This is a genomic window from Aquabacterium sp. NJ1 (assembly GCF_000768065.1).
In the GTDB taxonomy this organism is placed as follows: domain Bacteria; phylum Pseudomonadota; class Gammaproteobacteria; order Burkholderiales; family Burkholderiaceae_C; genus Aquabacterium.
On record NZ_JRKM01000001.1, the window covers coordinates 3,210,935 to 3,226,514 of the forward strand.

The 15,580-nt window shown below is 66.1% G+C and carries 11 protein-coding genes; 2 read left to right on the top strand and 9 right to left on the bottom strand.

Going from position 1 to position 15,580, the window contains the following annotated elements; translation table 11 throughout:
- Positions 1-12 precede the first annotated feature (12 nt).
- The 6 genes from ccmB to JY96_RS22345 are packed head-to-tail and all read right to left on the bottom strand — an operon-like array spanning position 13 to position 10,141.
- The gene (gene ccmB, locus JY96_RS13790) at positions 13-669 is read right to left on the bottom strand and encodes a heme exporter protein CcmB (RefSeq protein WP_035038261.1); all 657 of its coding nucleotides are present in this window, start codon (positions 667-669) and stop codon (positions 13-15) included.
- A 5-nt stretch (positions 670-674) separates the two neighbouring features.
- Positions 675-1,271 (bottom strand): cytochrome c biogenesis heme-transporting ATPase CcmA, encoded by a 597-nt coding sequence (gene ccmA, locus JY96_RS13795; RefSeq protein WP_035038263.1) that lies wholly within the window; start codon positions 1,269-1,271, stop codon positions 675-677.
- Between the two features lie 16 nt (positions 1,272-1,287).
- Positions 1,288-3,804 (bottom strand): tol-pal system YbgF family protein, encoded by a 2,517-nt coding sequence (locus tag JY96_RS13800; protein ID WP_035038265.1) that lies wholly within the window; start codon positions 3,802-3,804, stop codon positions 1,288-1,290.
- Positions 3,805-3,822: 18 nt separating this feature from the next.
- On the bottom strand, positions 3,823-7,218 hold the full coding sequence (locus JY96_RS23620; RefSeq protein ID WP_052162512.1) for a cytochrome c3 family protein: 3,396 nt from the start codon (positions 7,216-7,218) through the stop codon (positions 3,823-3,825).
- The gene (locus tag JY96_RS13815; protein ID WP_200883518.1) at positions 7,148-9,148 is read right to left on the bottom strand and encodes a cytochrome c3 family protein; all 2,001 of its coding nucleotides are present in this window, start codon (positions 9,146-9,148) and stop codon (positions 7,148-7,150) included. Before JY96_RS13815 ends, JY96_RS23620 begins: the two co-directional genes overlap by 71 nt.
- A 33-nt stretch (positions 9,149-9,181) precedes the next feature.
- The gene (locus JY96_RS22345) at positions 9,182-10,141 is read right to left on the bottom strand and encodes a hypothetical protein (RefSeq protein WP_052162513.1); all 960 of its coding nucleotides are present in this window, start codon (positions 10,139-10,141) and stop codon (positions 9,182-9,184) included.
- A 180-nt stretch (positions 10,142-10,321) separates the two neighbouring features.
- Here JY96_RS22345 and JY96_RS13825 point away from each other — a divergent pair, with 180 nt between their 5' ends.
- On the top strand, positions 10,322-11,635 hold the full coding sequence (locus tag JY96_RS13825; RefSeq protein ID WP_035042799.1) for an NAD(P)-binding domain-containing protein: 1,314 nt from the start codon (positions 10,322-10,324) through the stop codon (positions 11,633-11,635).
- 20 nt (positions 11,636-11,655) lie between these two features.
- Here JY96_RS13825 and JY96_RS13830 read toward each other — a convergent pair whose 3' ends face one another.
- The 3 genes from JY96_RS13830 to JY96_RS13840 all read right to left on the bottom strand — a co-directional run bounded on the left by JY96_RS13830 (position 11,656) and on the right by JY96_RS13840 (position 13,535).
- Entirely contained in the window at positions 11,656-12,390 is a 735-nt protein-coding gene (locus JY96_RS13830) for a 2OG-Fe dioxygenase family protein (RefSeq protein WP_035038272.1), read from the bottom strand.
- Positions 12,391-12,460: 70 nt separating this feature from the next.
- Positions 12,461-12,997 carry a glycine zipper 2TM domain-containing protein gene (locus JY96_RS13835; RefSeq protein ID WP_052162514.1) on the bottom strand — a complete coding sequence of 179 codons (537 nt, stop codon included), beginning with the start codon at positions 12,995-12,997 and terminating at the stop codon, positions 12,461-12,463.
- Positions 12,998-13,112: 115 nt separating this feature from the next.
- A complete protein-coding gene (locus JY96_RS13840; protein ID WP_035038275.1) occupies positions 13,113-13,535 on the bottom strand; it encodes an acyl-CoA thioesterase in 423 nt (140 codons plus the stop codon).
- A gap of 56 nt (positions 13,536-13,591) precedes the next feature.
- On the opposite strand from JY96_RS13840, the gene JY96_RS13845 reads away from it, so the two are divergent.
- Positions 13,592-15,451, top strand: a complete 1,860-nt coding sequence (locus JY96_RS13845) for an ABC transporter ATP-binding protein/permease (protein ID WP_035038278.1) — start codon at positions 13,592-13,594, stop codon at positions 15,449-15,451.
- The last annotated feature ends 129 nt before the right edge of the window (positions 15,452-15,580 follow it).

Sequence of the window (15,580 nt, forward strand, 5' to 3'; positions counted from 1 at the left end):
TGGTTCGGGGCATCAATCCAGGGCGATCTTCAAGGCGGCGGCGGTGGCCCAGGGCGCGCCCAGCACGGTCAGCAGCAACAAGGCGCCCAGCAGCGACAAATGGCCTTCGGGCGACAAGCCCGAGGATACGGCCACCACGGCGCCCGCGCCAAAGATCAGCACCGGCACGGCCAGGGGCAAGACCAGCAGCACGATGAGCATGCCACCGCTGCGTAAACCCAGTGTTAACGCCGCGCCCACGCCACCCAGCAGGCTGAGCACCGGCGTGCCCAGCAGCAGGCTGATGACCAGGGTGAGCAGTTGTTCGCCGGGCAGGTCAAACAACAGGCCCAGCACCGGCGAGGCCAGTACCAGGGGCAGGCCGTTGATCGTCCAGTGGGAAAAGGCTTTGGCCAGGGCCAGGCCGGGCAGCGAGCGGCCGCTCAACAGCATCTGCTCCAGGCTGCCGTCGGCGAAGTCGCTGCCGTACAGGCTGCCCAGCGAGAGCAGCGAGGCCAGCAGGGCGCAGACCCACACCACGCCCGGTGCAATGGTGCGCAGGGTTTGCGGCTCGGGCCCCACGCCCAGCGGGAACAGGCTGGCCGCCACGATGAAGAACACGAGCGGCAACAGGGCTTCGACGCGGCGCCTTGCGGCCAGTCGCCAGTCACGCAGGATCAGGGGCCACATCGCGTTCAGCTCCGTGCCAGGCTGGCCACCGCGGCCAGGTCCAGCTCGATGCGGTCGGGCAGGGTCAGCGCCTGGTGGCTGGTCAGCACCACCGAGCCGCCTGCCTGACGGTGCGCCTGCAGCAGGGCGTTGAGCGTGGCCACGCCGGTGTCGTCCAGCGCGTCGAAGGGTTCGTCCAGCACCCAGCAGGTGTCGGGCGGCGTCAGCAGCAGGCGCGCCAGGGCGACGCGGCGGCGCTGGCCTTGCGACAGGGTGCGCACCGGGTTGTGGCGCTTGCCTTTGACACCCATGTGGGCCAGGGCGGCCAGCAGCTGGGCTTCGTCGGCCTGATCACCATGCAGCTCCACCAGGAAGGCCAGGGCCTCCTGGGCGCTGAGGTCATCTTTCAAGGCGTGCTGGTGGCCCAGGTAGACCACGCGGGCGGCACGCGCCAGTTGGCCTTCAGCCGGTTCGGACAGCCCTGCCAGCAGGCGCAGCAGGCTGGTCTTGCCCTGGCCGTTGGGGCCGCGTACCCACAGCAGCTGCCCGGCCTGCACAGTCAGGTCCAGCCGGTCAAACAGCAGGCGGGCACCCCGGCGGCAGGCCAGTGCCTGGGCGCGCACGTGCCAGTGTCCGGGGTCAGTAGTCGTATCGGTAGCCAAGGAAGTAGGTGTAGCGGGTGCTGCGGTCGATGCTGGTGCCCTCGGTGCGGGTGTAGTCCACGTTCAGGTTGGACTCCAGCGTGACGGTGGGGCGAGGCTTGAATGATGCCTTCAAACCGGGCCCCCAGGCGACCGTCGTGATGTTGAGGCCTGAGGTCAGGTCCTGGCTGACGTTGCGCTGCCAGCGCAGGCCGGGCTCGACCTGCCAGGCATCACCCAGCGGCGTCATGTTGTTGTAGTTGAGCATGTAGGTCTTGATCATGCGCCCGCGCATGACCGAGGCGGTGAACACATTGGTGTCACGCTCCGAGTACAGGTTGGAGCCGATGGCCAGCAGGCTCAGCGTGCGGGACTGGCCGCTGTCGGGCTGGCCGGTGGGCAGCACCGGGTTGGGGGCGATGGGGCCGGTGCGGTTGAGGTCCACCGTGGCGCCAGTCTGCCATTGCGTGGTGACCGGCCGGGTCACCGAGAGCATGGCGTGCGTCCAGTACGACACATTGGATCGCACCAGCTCGCGCAACTGGTCGACGCTGTAGCCGTGGCTCTTCAGGTCATCGATGGTCTGCGGGATGACGCCCGCGTCCACGAAGTCCTGGAACTGGAAGAACAGGGTCTGGCTCAAGGCCGCCGGGGTGAGGGCGCGCCGCTCGTACAGGGCGTTGACCGTGGTGTTGTCTTCGGCCATGTACATGCCCTGCAGGCTGGCCACGTTGAGCTTCTTGAAGATCACGTCGTAGTCGGTCGAGCCCATCAGCGAGGCGTTCTGCGTGAAGTAGCGCAGGTCGGCGCCCACGGCGCGGCGGTCCACCTCGCCATCGACCATGCGTTGCAGCACGAAGAGGGAACCACCCAGGTTGGGTGTGAGTGCGTCGGCGTCCAGCGCCGTGCCCATGAAGTAGCGCTTTGACTGGCCCAGCTGGTCGGTGGGTGAACCCACGGCGGCCGAGACCTTGAGCTTGGGCTTGAGCAGGTAGCTGCCGGATGCGCCGTCATAACGGCCTTCGCCACCCCACATCGCCGATTGGCGGCCCAGCCGGGTGCGCAGGCCGTTCTTCAGGCCCTGGTAGTCGAAGTAGGCGGCGGTCAGGCGGTTGCGGCTGCGGCTCTTGCCCTTGAGCTGGGCGTCGCTCAGCAGGTTGTAGTCGTACTGGTCGCGGAACACCATCTTCATGTCGCGCTCGGTGTCACGTGAGCGCCAGGTGGTGTCCACATTGGTCGACAGCAGGCGCTGGTCGGTGGTGCTGATGGGGGCCTTGCTGCGCTTGTCGATCTCGTCGGCGCTCAAGGGCGAGCCGTCGGTGTCGCGCAAGGCCTGGGTTTCGGTGGTGGACTTGCCGCCGTAGTAGTACTGCGAAATCGAGCCGGTGACCGTGTTGATGGTGCGCTCGGGCTTGGCCAGCGACTCGATGGTGGTGGCCGGCTTCAGTTCGGTGGGCTGCAGGCCGGCCAGCGCCGCCTTGACGCGCTCGGCGCCCGCGCCTTGCGGGTACTGCTTGAGGTAGTTCTCGAACTCGGCCTGGGCCTTGGTGGGCTCGCCTTGCGCCAGCCGCACCATGCCCAGCAGTTCCTGGGCATCGGGGGTGATGGCGGTGGGCGGCAGTTCCAGCAACTGGTTGAGCAGCTTGGCGGCGTCGTCCAGCCTTTGTTGTTCATAGGCCTGGCGGGACTGATCCAGGAGGTCACGCGCCTGTTGCTCGGGGGCTTGCGGCGTGGCCGGTGTCGACGGGGTGGCGGGTGATGTGGCCGCTGAGGGGGCCGTGGCGGCGCCGGTTTCAGCCTTGGGCCGAGTCGGCTCGGCCAGCTTGACGATCACGGCCTGCGGGAAGCGAGCCAGCTGTTTGATCGCTGCCTCGGCCTCTGCCTGCGTGGCGAAATAACCCAGGTCCATTTCGTAGACCTGTTTGCCGTCCACGATGCGCCGCGCGGTGAACACCTGGTAGTTCTGCAAGGCCTGAGGAATGGGCACATCCACACTGATCTTGGGATCGTTGGATCGGGCCAGCGCGATGACGTAGCGCTGTTCAGGCGTGAGCGCGGGTTCGGCTTTGGCCGAAGCTTGTCTGACCGCCGCCCCCAGGCCTTCGAGCACCACCTCGATCGTGCGGTCGCCCTTGCCGGTGCGCACCTTGAACGGCGTGCTCTGGCTGAACGAGATCACCAGGCGGCGGTTGATGTCGTCGAGCTTGTCGGTGCGCACGGGCTCGTCTTCGATGGTGAGCGTGGGCAGGCCATCGTTCTTGACCACGCGGCGCTCACCGGCCACGTAGACCGGCGGCACATCGGTGAGCCGCACCTGGTAGTAGGCCTGGGTCAGGTCCTTGGTGCGAGACGTGGTTGATCGCAGCAGGCTGACTGGCGTGCTCAGGCGAATCTGCACCACGGCGTTGTTGCCGTCGCGGTGGACGTCGATGTCTTCGAGGATCTCGGCCTGCGCGGACCAGGTGCTCAAGGCGATCAGCGCGGCCAGCAGCCGGGGGCGTGTCACAAGGTTCATGTTGGTTTTCAGGGGACTTCAATCCCAGCTGCGGTAGGCCGTGCCGCGTGTGCCCAAGGGGCGGTGGCAGCCGGATTGAGAGCAGTCGGTGACACCGGTCTTTTGTCTGTGGGTCAGCGACTTGCGCTCCATGCTGCCCAGATAGGCCGTACCGGCGTTGTGGCAGGCATAACACCAGCCTGATCCGCTGCCCTGGCTGTTGTTGTGGTTCATCACGGCGGTGCCGAAGCCGCCCGCATTGGTGTTGGTGTGGCAGGCCTTGCAGTCCAGCGTCGCGCCATTGATCAGCTGCGTTTCAGGGATGTGGTTGTTGGGCTTGGCGGTGGCGCCGGCGCCGGCATAGGTGGGTGTGTGGCAGGTCTTGCAGGCCTGCGCGCTCACGGCCGTGTGGTTCATGGTGACGCTGGTCGTCCAGGCCTGCTGCGACTTGTGGCAGCTGTCGCACTTCACGCCGCCCACCTGGATGGGGATGTGGCTGCTGGGCTTGCCGGTGGCCGTGCTGCCGTTGTGGCAGTTGTCGCAGGTGCCCGTGCCTACCGCATTGGCGGCCGAGTGCGTGTAGGTGACGCTGGTCCACGAGGCGGTGGACTTGTGGCACGACTCGCAGTTGCTGGCAATGCCCGCGTGCAGCGCGGTGTTGGGCTTGCTGGTCAGGCCATAGGCTGCGGTGAGGTGGCAGGTGGCGCACTGCCCGATGATGCTGACATTGCTGTGGAAGCGGCCCGGGTTCCAGGCCGCGTAGCCGCTCTTGTGGCAGCTGTCGCAATTGGTGATGGCCACGCCCGTGATGGATTGATAGGGGATGTGGTTGCTGGGGCGGCCATCGGCTGGCGGGTAGGCGCCAGAGTGGCAGGTCGAACACACGCCTGTGACGGTGACCTGGGTGTGGTTCCACTTGGTGGGCGTCCAGCCCGTGGTGTTGTGGCAGCTGTAGCAGTTGGCTGTCACGGGGATGTGGCTGCCCGGCTTGCCGGTGGCGGCGCTGCCGTTGTGGCAGCTGGCGCACTGCGTGGCGGCGGTGAACTTGCTGTGGTCCACCTTGGCACCGGTCCAGCCACTGGTGTTGTGGCAGGACTCGCAGCCGCCGGTCACCGTGGCGTGCAGGCTGTCGGCGGGTTTGCTGGTCAGGCCATAAACCGAGCTGAGGTGGCAGGTGGCGCACTGCCCGATGATGCTGACATTGCTGTGGAAGCGGCCGGGGTTCCAGGCGCTGTAGCCGCTCTTGTGGCAGCTGTCGCAGTTGGTGATGGCCGCGCCTGTGAGCGATTGATAAGGGATGTGGTTGGCGGGCCGGCCGTCCGCTGGCGGGAAGGCGCCGGAGTGGCAAGTCGAGCAGGTGCCGGCCACGGTGACCTGGGTGTGGTTCCACTTCGTGGGTGTCCAGCCGGTCACGTTGTGGCAGCTGTAGCAGTTGGCTGTCACGGGGATGTGGCTGCCCGGCTTGCCGGTGGCGGCGCTGCCGTTGTGGCAGCTGGCGCACTGCGTGGCGGCGGTGAACTTGCTGTGGTCCACCTTGGCACCGGCCCAGCCGCCCGTGTTGTGGCAGGACTCGCAGCCCCCGGTCACCGTGCTGTGGGTGGCGTCGGCGGGCTTGCTGGTCAGGCCATAGGCGCTGTTGAGGTGGCAGCTGGCGCACTGGCCCACGATGCTCACATTGCTGTGGAAGCGGCCCGGGTTCCAGCTGCTGTAGCCGCCCTTGTGGCAGCTGTCGCAGTTGCTGATGGCCACACCCGTGAGCGATTGATAGGGGATGTGGTTGCTGGGGCGGCCGTCCGCCGGCGGGAAGGCGCCGGAGTGGCAGGTCGAGCAGGTGCCGGCCACGGTGACCTGGGTGTGGTTCCACTTGGTCGGCGTCCAGCCCGTGGTGGCGTGGCAGCTGAAGCAGTTGGCTGTCACGGGGATGTGGCTGCCCGGCTTGCCGGTGGCCGTGCCGCCGTTGTGGCAGCTGGCGCACTGTGTGCTGGCATTGAAGCCGCTGTGGTCCACCTTGGCACCGGCCCAGCCGCTCGTGTTGTGGCAGGACTCGCAGTTGCCCGTCACGGTGCTGTGCGTGCTGTCATTGGGCTTGGCCGTGAGGCCATAAGCCGAACTCAGATGGCAGCTGGCGCACTGGCTGCTGATGTTGACATTGCTGTGGAAGCGCCCGGGGTTCCAGCTGCTGAAGCCACCCTTGTGGCAGCTGTCGCAGTTGCCGATGGCCACACCGCTGAGCGACTGGTAGGGGATGTGGTTGGCAGGCCGTCCATCAGCGGGCGGGAACGAGCCGGAGTGGCAGGTCGAGCAGGTGCCGGTCACGTTGACCTGGGTGTGGTTCCAGCTCGTGGGCTTCCAGCCCGTGGTGCTGTGGCAGGTGCTGCAGTTGGCCGTGACCGGGATGTGGCTGCCCGGTTTGCCCGTGGCGGTCGAGCCATTGTGGCAAGTGGCGCATTGCGTGCCCGGTTGCAGCTTGTTGTGGTCAACCTTGACGTTGCCCCAGCCCGTGCTGTTGTGGCAGGACTCGCAATTGCCCGTCACCGTGCTGTGCGTGGGTGTGGCGGGCTTGGCCGTCAGGCCAAAGGCCGAGGTGAGGTGGCAGCTGGCGCACTGGCCCGATACCGCCACGTTGGCGTGGAACAGCCCGGGGTTCCAGCTGCTGAAGCCCCCTTTGTGGCAGCTGTCGCAGTTGCCGATGGCCACGCCGCTGAGCGACTGATAAGGGATGTGGTTGGCCGGCCGCCCGTCAGCCGGCGGGAACGAACCGGAGTGGCAGGTCGAGCAGGTGCCGGCCACATTGACCTGCGTGTGGTTCCAGCTCGTGGGCTTCCAGCCGTTCACGTTGTGGCAGCTGATGCAGTTGGCCGTGACCGGGATGTGGTTGGCCGACTTGCCGCTGGCTGTGGCGCCGTTGTGGCACGAGGCGCAGTTGGTCGACGTATTGAAGCCGCTGTGATCGGGCTTGGCGCTGGCCCAGTTGCGTGTGGTGTGGCAGCTGTCGCACGCGGCGCGCGTGGGGATGTGGGTGGCGGGCTTGCCCTGCGTGCGCACGCCATCGTGACAGGTCTGGCAACTGGTGCCGGGCGGCACGCCCGTGGTGTGGCTGAAGCGCGGGTTGGTGAACGACTGCGTGCCGTGGCAGCTGTCGCAGGTCTGGGTCGTCGTGTTGGTCGGGATGTGGGTGGCGGGCATCACCACGTTGGACTTGGACAGACGCGAGCCGGTGGTGTGGCAGGTCTGGCAGTCCTTGGGCGTGCCCTTGAAGACCCCGTTGGTGTGGCAGGACTCGCATCGCAGCGTGCTGTGCGCGCCACTGAGCGGGAAGCCCGTCTTGAAGTGGTCGAACTTGCTGGTGGCGGCGCTCTGGGCCTCAGCCCGCCCGGGCACCACACCCAGCATCAAGCCCAGAACCAGCAACAGCGCGAACGCGGCGGCTTGCATCCAGGGTTTGATGAGGTGAGTGGGTGTCATGAAGGAAGGGCGGGGTACTGCAAACGGCTACTGCAACTGCTAAATGTGAAAACTGCACATTCATTGTAGGGTCTTGTTGCTGACCCAGGCTGAAGTGTTTTTCAAGTTGTTTCCAGCCTTTGGTCGAATGGCACTGCTCGCAGCGGCCGCCGAACTGGCCGTCATGGGTGTCGTCCTTGCTGTGGCAGTCGAAGCAGCGCTGGCCCGTCTCGGCCACGGCTTTGCCTCTGGGCGCCGGCTGGGCGTGACACGCTTCACAACTCACGCGGATGTGCTCGCCGGTGAGGGGGTAAGACGTCTGCTTGTCGTGATTGAAGTCCCAGGATTTCCAGCTGCGGGTGTTGTGGCAGGTTTCGCAGCGGGCCCCGAACCGGGCCTTGTGCCGATCGTCTTTTCGGTGGCAGGCCACGCATTCGCGCTGCACGTCATTGAAACGTTTTGTTGCATGACAGGCTTTGCATTCGATGCGGTTGTGGCTTCCGGTTAACGGGAACCGTGTCTTGCCATGGTCGAACAAGGTGGTCTTCCAGTCCTTGTCGCTGTGGCATTGCGCGCATTGCTTGCCCTGCGTGCCTTCGTGCTTGTCGTCCTTCTTGTGGCAGCTGTAGCAGGCCATGTCCGTGTTGCGGAAGGCCTTGAGCCCGCCCTGGTGGCAGTCGCTGCACTTGATGGCGCTGCGCGCGTGCGCGTTGCGCAGCGCAAAGCGGGTCTTGTCATGGTCGAAGCGGCCGGCGGTGGCGCGCCAGTCGCGCTCGGAGTGGCAGTCCACACAGGCCTTGCCCAGCGTGCCTTCGTGCTTGTCGTCCTTCTTGTGGCAGGCGTAGCAGTCCATGGGCGCTTCTTTGTACATCGCGCTCTTGTGGCAGTCCTTGCAGTCTACCTTGCCGTGTTTGCCCAGCAGCGGGAAGCGCGTCTTGCCGTGGTCGAAACGGGGTGGGTCCTTCCAGCTGCTTTCGCTGTGGCAGGCCGCGCAGTCCTTGCCCAGGCTTTCCTTGTGCTTGTCGTCCTTCTTGTGGCAATCCCAGCAGGTCTCGGGCAGCTTCTGCTTGTACAGCGTGCCGGTGTGGCAGTCGGTGCAGGCGGTCTTGCGGTGCTTGCCCTTGAGGTCGAAAGACGTGTCGGTGTCGTGGTTGAAGTTGACCGTCTTCCATGACTTGGCGCCGTGGCAGGTCTCGCACTTGGCGCCGAACTGGCCTTTGTGCTCGTCATCCTTCTTGTGGCAGCCGATGCAGGTCTTGGGCGTGTCCTTGTAGCGGCCGTTGTTGTGGCAGTCGTCGCACTTGGCCTTGGTGGCGTGTTTGTCTTCCAGCACGAAGTGGGTCTTCTTGCCGTGGTCGAAATCGGTGTTCTTCCAGCCGGTCTCGCTGTGGCAGTCCGAGCACTTGCCGCTGATGCCGCCCTTGTGCACATCGTCCTTCTTGTGGCAGCTCAGGCAGTCGCTGGCGGCTTGCCAGTACTTCTTGCCAGCGGTGTGGCACTTGTCGCAGGCTACGTCCAGGTGCTTGGCCTTGAGCCCGTAGTCGGTCTGCTTGTGGTCAAAGCGTTTGGTGTCCAGCTGCACGATTTTGGCCTGCCGGCCCTTGTGGTCGGTGTGGCAGCTGCGGCAGGTGGCGTTGGGCTGGCGGCCGTGAAAGCCCGTGTGCGCCTTCATGTCCTGGCCGACTTCCTTGTGGCAGGCCATGCACAGGGCGTCCTGGCCCTTGGGGTTGAAGCGCACATGGCAGTTGGCGCATTCGTGCTCGACCTTGGCGTGGCCTGTGATGACCTCACCCGGCGCCAGCACGGATTCGATGGATTGTGCGTGCGCAGGCGAGCACAGGGCCGCCAACAGGGCTGCCAGCAGCAGCCCGATCAGCAAGCCGACGATCGCGCCACCGCGGCGCAGCCAGCGCAGGTTCATGGTGTCGCCTTGGTGCGCGGCCGATCCCGACGGTCAATAAGCATGCACGGCCACGACATGGAAGAGCGCGCACAGCACCATGATCCACACAAAGGGCACATGGGCCACGTGCCACATCGAGAACAGGCGCTCGAAGGTCTGGAACTGCGCGGCTCGCTGCACGGCCATGGCGTAATCGTCCACCTGGGCGCAGCAGGCGCGGTAGCGGGCCACGGCTTGCGTCTTGGACCAATTCTGCCCGTGTGCCGGCTCATTGGCGCCCTGCTTGATGCGTTGCTTCACCTCGGCCTTGCACTGCTGGGCCACGCGCTGGCGCTGGATGGGCAGCACGAACAGGCGCCACAGGTGGCGTGCGCCTCGCGCCGGGCCGTTTTCCAGGGCGTCACGCTCGAAGGCGTGCAGGGCTTCCAGCACACTGGGCATGGCCTGCAGGCGGCTGTCGGCGGCCTGATGCTGGTTGCTCATGGCGCTGCGCAGCCCGGCCAGGGTGGCCTTTTCGCCGCGCAGATCGGCATGCAGCCGCACATACAGGAAGCGCCCGACCACGCCGCTGAGCGCCACGATGACCATGGAAAACAACGCCACGGCCGCGTTGGTGGAGCCGATGTGAAAGGTCGAGTGCAGCAGGATCAGCCAGGGCCCCATGATGCCCAGCACCATGTGCGCCATGAACCAGTATTTGGAGGCGCCCCAGTTGTAGGTGACGCGCCAGCGCTTGCGCAAGGGGTAGGTGAACAGCAGCAGCATGGACACGCCGCCTGCGACGCCCAGCCAGTAGCCAGTGCGCGACCAGGGCGTGAACCAGCCTTGCCGCGAGACCCACCAGGCGCTCAGCGTGAGGGCGGCCACACCGAAGTAGATGAGCAGGTCGGTGCGCAGCCGGGCACGTGCTGCGCCCAGGCCGCCCTTGGCCTCGGCCTTGCCAGCCTGGCCGGCAGAGGGCGGTGCACTGGCCGTGTCGGCCGCGTTGAAGGTGGAACTGGTGGCACTCATGGGAGCCTGTGCTGCAAGCGTTGGAGGAAGGCCTGTTGAGCCTGTCGGGCCGATTCTAGCCAGAGTGACCTGTTGAAAATGTGCGATTTGCACACGTTTAACATCGCTTACAGAATTCAGGCGGGCGGGATGATCCTGGTCAGTTCGACCGAACTTCATCGCTGGCACATTCACGTCTTCATGTTGATACCTGCATATTTCGCTGTTTATGGTGGTGCGGCCGTGCTGGCCGTGGGCGTGCATCTCTTGCTGCGTCGGCGCAAGCTGCAGGCGGCCGAGCAGGCCTTGAACGCATCTCGCCAGGCGGGCCTGAACGAACCAGCCTCGCTGCACCCCGTGGTGGACCCCAATCGTTGCTTCGGCTCGGGTGCCTGTGTGAAGGCCTGCCCTGAGCAGGCGCTGGGCATCGTTGATGGCAAGGCCACGCTGATCAACGCGTCGGCCTGCATCGGCCATGGCGCCTGCGTCACGGCCTGCCCCAGCCAGGCCTTGTCCCTGGTGTTCGGCACGGCCGAGCGTGGTGTGGACATCCCGGTGCTGAGCCAGGCGTTCGAGACCAATGTGCCGGGCATTTTCATTGCCGGTGAGCTGGGCGGCATGGGCCTGATCCGCAAGACGACCGAGCAGGGCCGCCAGGCCATGCAGGCCATACGCCAGCGCGTGGCACAAAGCCGGGCCGAGGCCCCGCTCGACGTGGTGATCGTGGGCTCTGGCCCCGCAGGCATCTCCGCGGGCCTGAGCGCGCTGCACCACAAGCTGCGCTACGCCATCCTGGAGCAGGAAGACGCGCTGGGCGGCACCGTCTACCACTACCCGCGCAACAAGGTGGTGATGACCGCGGCCGCCAAGCTCGACATCGTCGGCAGCATGAACCTGGGCACCGAGGTGGCCAAGGAAAGCCTGCTGAGCTTCTGGCAGGGCGTGGTCAAACAGACCGGGCTGCGCTTCCAGTTCAGCGAGCGACTCGAAGGCATCGAGCAGCATGCCGATGGCAGCTTCACCGTGCGCAGCAGCAAGGCCAGTTACCACACGAAGGCGGTCTTGCTGGCCCTGGGTCGCCGTGGTTCACCGCGCAAGCTGGATGTGCCTGGTGAAGAGCAGGCCAAGGTGGTCTACCGCCTGATCGATGCCGAGCAGTACCGCGGCCAGCGTGTGCTGGTGGTGGGTGGCGGCGACAGCGCCCTGGAAGCCGCCATCGCGCTGGCCGAAGAGCCGGGCACCACGGTGACCTTGTCCTACCGCAGCCAGGCCTTCTCGCGCGTGAAGGACAAGAACCGGCAGAAGCTCAAGCAACTGCAGGAGGCCGGACGCATCGAGGTCTGCCTGCAATCGAACGTGCTGCGCATCGAGGCGGACCAGGTGCAGTTGAAGACGCTCGAGGGCGAGCGTGCGCTGCCCAACGATGCGGTGATCGTGTGTGCGGGCGGTGTGCTGCCCACCCCGCTGCTGCAGGCCATCGGCATCCGGCTGGAGACCAAATACGGCACGGCCTGATGCGGCGCGGCCCGTGCGCCTCAGCTCGGATCCTGGAAGGCGCTTTGGCGGAAGGTCAGTACCAGCGTGTCGCGCCAGCCGTGTTCACCCAAAGGCTGAATCGGCGTGGACTCGTGGATCACGCGTTCGTCGTCCAGCAGCAGGGTGCTCCAGGGCTGGGTGAGCGTGAAACGCACACCGTGCGGGCCATCGGCCTCGAACACGCGCGTCTCGCCGCCTTTGACCTCGTGGCGCTCCAGCATGAGCACGGCCACGAAGTCGACGCCATCGCGGTGGGCGCCCTCAGGCGTGGGGCGGCCAATGCCACCGGTGGTGTCCACGCGGAACTGGTGGGCCTCGATGTACCAGGCGGGCACGGGCTTGGCTTGCGCCAGCAGGCCACCCAGGGCGCTGAGCAAGGCGCGCCACACCGGGTGCGTGCAGACGGCGGGCTCGATGGGCTGGAACATCCGCTCGAAGCCGCCATGCAGGGCGTTGTAGGTCACCGGCTGCCAGTGGGCACGGTGCGGTGTCTGCGTCAAGGTGCCGGTCGCCGTCTCCAGCTTGAAGCAGCTGTGTCGCCGAAAACGGTAGTGACCACCGTCGCGCAGGTGTTGATCGGGGGGGAGGTCGTTCCAGCTGGTGTGCAAGGCATCCAGCGTGGCCTGGTCGGTGTGCAGCGCGTTCAGCAGGGTATCGGCGCTGATCACGGCCCAGCCTTGCTTGTGCAGCGAAGCGGGGGCCTGTTCGAGCGGGGTAGGGTTCAAAGCGTCCATCCCGCGATCCTCGCACGAACCGCGAGCCCCGCTTGCCAGCAGGGCTTGAGACGCATCAAATCAGGTGGCCTCAGTTGGCGGGTGTCAGGTTCTTGCCCGACACCTTGACCTTGGCGCCCACGGCAAACTGCTGGCTGACGGTGTACTCGTGCACCGAGCCGTCGTCGAGCTTGACCGTGGTCTTGTACACGGTGTGCTTCTTGACGTTCTTCTCGACCTCGTTGCCGGCATAACCACCGGCCACGGCGCCACCCACAGTCATGACCGTGTTGCCGGTGCCCTTGCCCATCTGGTTGCCCACCAGGCCGCCCAGCACGGCACCGGCCACCACGCCCACGCCGCTGCCTTTGCCCTTGACCTGAACGGCTTGCACGGACTGCACCGTGCCATGCGTGGCGGCTGCCGCAGAAGCCGCCGAGGCCGTGGACGGGGTGGTGGCCGTGGTGCCGGCATGCGCGTTGAGCGCCGTCAGCAAGCCACCCGCAACCAGCGTCAGGCCGACGAGGGCGCTGACCACGCGCATCACCATCCGCTGGCGTTGCGCCTGCAAGCTGATGGCACGTGCCTGGCGGGACGGGGCTTGGATGTGGCGGTAGCGGTGTGTCATGGCGGTAAGACGATGCAGTGACAGAGGGACACAGTGTGACACGCGCCGGCGCGCTTTGTTCCCCTCGCAGGGCAACATGCGCTCACATCATGGTCAATGGCCCGGCGCGGTGGCTTCAGGCGGGGCGAACCGGCCGCGGCTTGCCGTCGCGGTCGATGGCCACATAGGTGACGTGGGCCTCGGTGACCTTGACCAGCAGCGGGTCGGCCGGGCGGCGCTCGGCCCAGACCTCGACATGCACCTTGATCGAGGTGTTGCCGATCTTCTCGACGCGGGCGTAGAAGGACAACACGTCCCCCACGGACACCGCATTGCGGAAAACGAACTCGTTGACCGCCACCGTGGTGACGCGGCCTCGGGACACGCGGGCGGGCAGCACGCAGGCCGCCAGGTCCACCTGCGACATGATCCAGCCGCCAAAGATGTCGCCGTTGCCATTGGCGTCCTTGGGCATGGGCATCACCCGCATGACCAGCTCCATCTCGGGGTGCAGGTCGGTCGGGGTCAGCAGGGTATTGGGCGGTGGTGCAACGGTCATGGGGAATCGGGCTGACAATCGCCAGCTACTACATCAGAAAGAAGCATTGTTCCAGAATGCGCCGCTACGCACACATCCCCGCGCCTGAAAACCAGGCTTCCGCCACGGAACCCCCCCGTTCCGACCGCGATACCCTGGCCCGCCTGTGGCCCTATCTGTGGGCCTACAAGGGCCGCGTGGTGCTGGCCCTGGCCTTCATGATCGGTGCCAAGGTGGCCAACGTGGGCGTGCCGCTGTTGCTCAAGTCCCTGGTGGACAAGCTGGCCCCGCATCCCGACAGCGCCCAGGCCATGCTGGTGGTGCCGGTGGGCCTGCTGGTGGCTTACGGGTTGCTGCGCCTGTCGACTTCGCTGTTCACCGAGCTGCGCGAGCTGGTGTTTGCCAAGGCCACGGAAGGCGCAGCACGCAGCATCTCGCTGCAGGTGTTCTCGCACCTGCATGCCCTGAGCCTGCGCTTTCACCTGGAGCGCCAGACCGGCGGCATGACGCGCGACATCGAGCGTGGCACGCGTGCCGTGCATTCGCTGATCTCGTATTCGCTCTACAGCATCGTGCCCACCTTGATCGAGGTCACGATGGTGCTGTCCTTGCTGGCCGTCAAGTTCGACATGGCCTTTGCCTGGATCACGCTGGCCGCACTGGTGATCTACATCACCTTCACCGTGTCGGTCACACAATGGCGCACGCGCTTTCGCCGTGAGATGAACGAGCTGGACTCCAAGGCCCACACGCGCGCCATCGATTCGCTGCTCAACTACGAAACCGTCAAGTACTTCAACAACGAAGCCTTCGAGACGCGCCGTTACGACGAGGCCCTGGAGCGCCTGCGCCGTGCCGGGGTCAAGAGCCAGCAGACCTTGTCCCTGCTCAACACCGGTCAGCAGACCATCATCGCCATCGGCCTGATCCTGATGCTGTGGCGCGCCACCGGCGGCGTGGTGGCCGGGCGCATGACGGTGGGCGACCTGGTCATGGTCAACGCCTTCATGATCCAGCTCTACATCCCGCTGAACTTCCTGGGCGTGATCTACCGCGAGATCAAGCAGTCGCTGGCCGACCTGGACAAGATGTTCACGCTGATGCAGCGTGACCGCGAGGTGGCCGACTCGCCTGACGCCAAGCCGCTGCTGCTCAAGGGGCCGCCCTACCAGTCACCTTCCGTGCGCTTTGATCACGTCGAGTTTGCCTACGACCCCGCACGCCCCATCCTGCATGACGTGAGCTTCGAGATCCCGGCCGGGCAGACCGTGGCCGTGGTGGGCCCGTCGGGCTCGGGCAAGTCCACGCTGGCGCGCCTGCTGTACCGCTTCTATGACGTGCAGGGCGGCCGTGTCACCGTCAATGGCCACGACATCAAGGGCCTGACGCAAGACAGCCTGCGCCGCAGCATCGGCATCGTGCCGCAGGACACCGTGCTGTTCAATGACACGGTGGCCTACAACATCGCTTATGGCCGCCCCGAGGCCACGCAGGACGAGGTGATCGCCGCGGCCAAGGCGGCGCGCATCCACGACTTCATCACCAGTACGCCCAAGGGCTACGAGACCATGGTGGGCGAGCGGGGGCTCAAGCTCTCGGGCGGCGAGAAGCAGCGCGTGGCCATTGCCCGCACCTTGCTGAAAGACCCGCCCATCCTCGTGTTCGACGAGGCCACCTCGGCCCTGGACTCGGCCAACGAGCGCGCCATCCAGGCCGAGCTGGCGGCGGTGGCGCAAGGCAAGACGGTGCTGGTCATCGCGCACCGCCTGTCCACCATCGTGCACGCGCACGAGATCCTGGTGATGGACCATGGCCGCATCATCGAGCGTGGCACGCACCCGCAGTTGCTGGCCGCCAACGGGCGGTATGCACAGATGTGGCGCCTGCAGCAGGCCGGTGGCCATGATGCGCCGGTGAGCGAGCCCGCTCAGGCCTGATCCGCCCCGTACACGCATCCCCGCATGAACGCGGCCTGGCGGGAACTGTCAACCATGACAGTTGCCCGGATGCGGGCGCGTGCACACACTCCCTGCCCATACACAAAAATCCAGGGAGCCTTTTTCGAT

Bases quoted from the DNA above. Each gene is read 5' to 3' on its own strand.
- ccmB (WP_035038261.1), bottom strand. From the start codon at position 669: ATGTGGCCCCTGATCCTGCGTGACTGGCGACTGGCCGCAAGGCGCCGC.
- JY96_RS13800 (WP_035038265.1), bottom strand. From the start codon at position 3,804: ATGAACCTTGTGACACGCCCCCGGCTGCTGGCCGCGCTGATCGCCTTG.
- JY96_RS23620 (WP_052162512.1), bottom strand. From the start codon at position 7,218: ATGCAAGCCGCCGCGTTCGCGCTGTTGCTGGTTCTGGGCTTGATGCTG.
- JY96_RS13815 (WP_200883518.1), bottom strand. From the start codon at position 9,148: ATGAACCTGCGCTGGCTGCGCCGCGGTGGCGCGATCGTCGGCTTGCTG.
- JY96_RS22345 (WP_052162513.1), bottom strand. From the start codon at position 10,141: ATGAGTGCCACCAGTTCCACCTTCAACGCGGCCGACACGGCCAGTGCA.
- JY96_RS13825 (WP_035042799.1), top strand. From the start codon at position 10,322: ATGTTGATACCTGCATATTTCGCTGTTTATGGTGGTGCGGCCGTGCTG.
- JY96_RS13830 (WP_035038272.1), bottom strand. From the start codon at position 12,390: ATGGACGCTTTGAACCCTACCCCGCTCGAACAGGCCCCCGCTTCGCTG.
- JY96_RS13835 (WP_052162514.1), bottom strand. From the start codon at position 12,997: ATGACACACCGCTACCGCCACATCCAAGCCCCGTCCCGCCAGGCACGT.
- JY96_RS13840 (WP_035038275.1), bottom strand. From the start codon at position 13,535: ATGACCGTTGCACCACCGCCCAATACCCTGCTGACCCCGACCGACCTG.
- JY96_RS13845 (WP_035038278.1), top strand. From the start codon at position 13,592: ATGCGCCGCTACGCACACATCCCCGCGCCTGAAAACCAGGCTTCCGCC.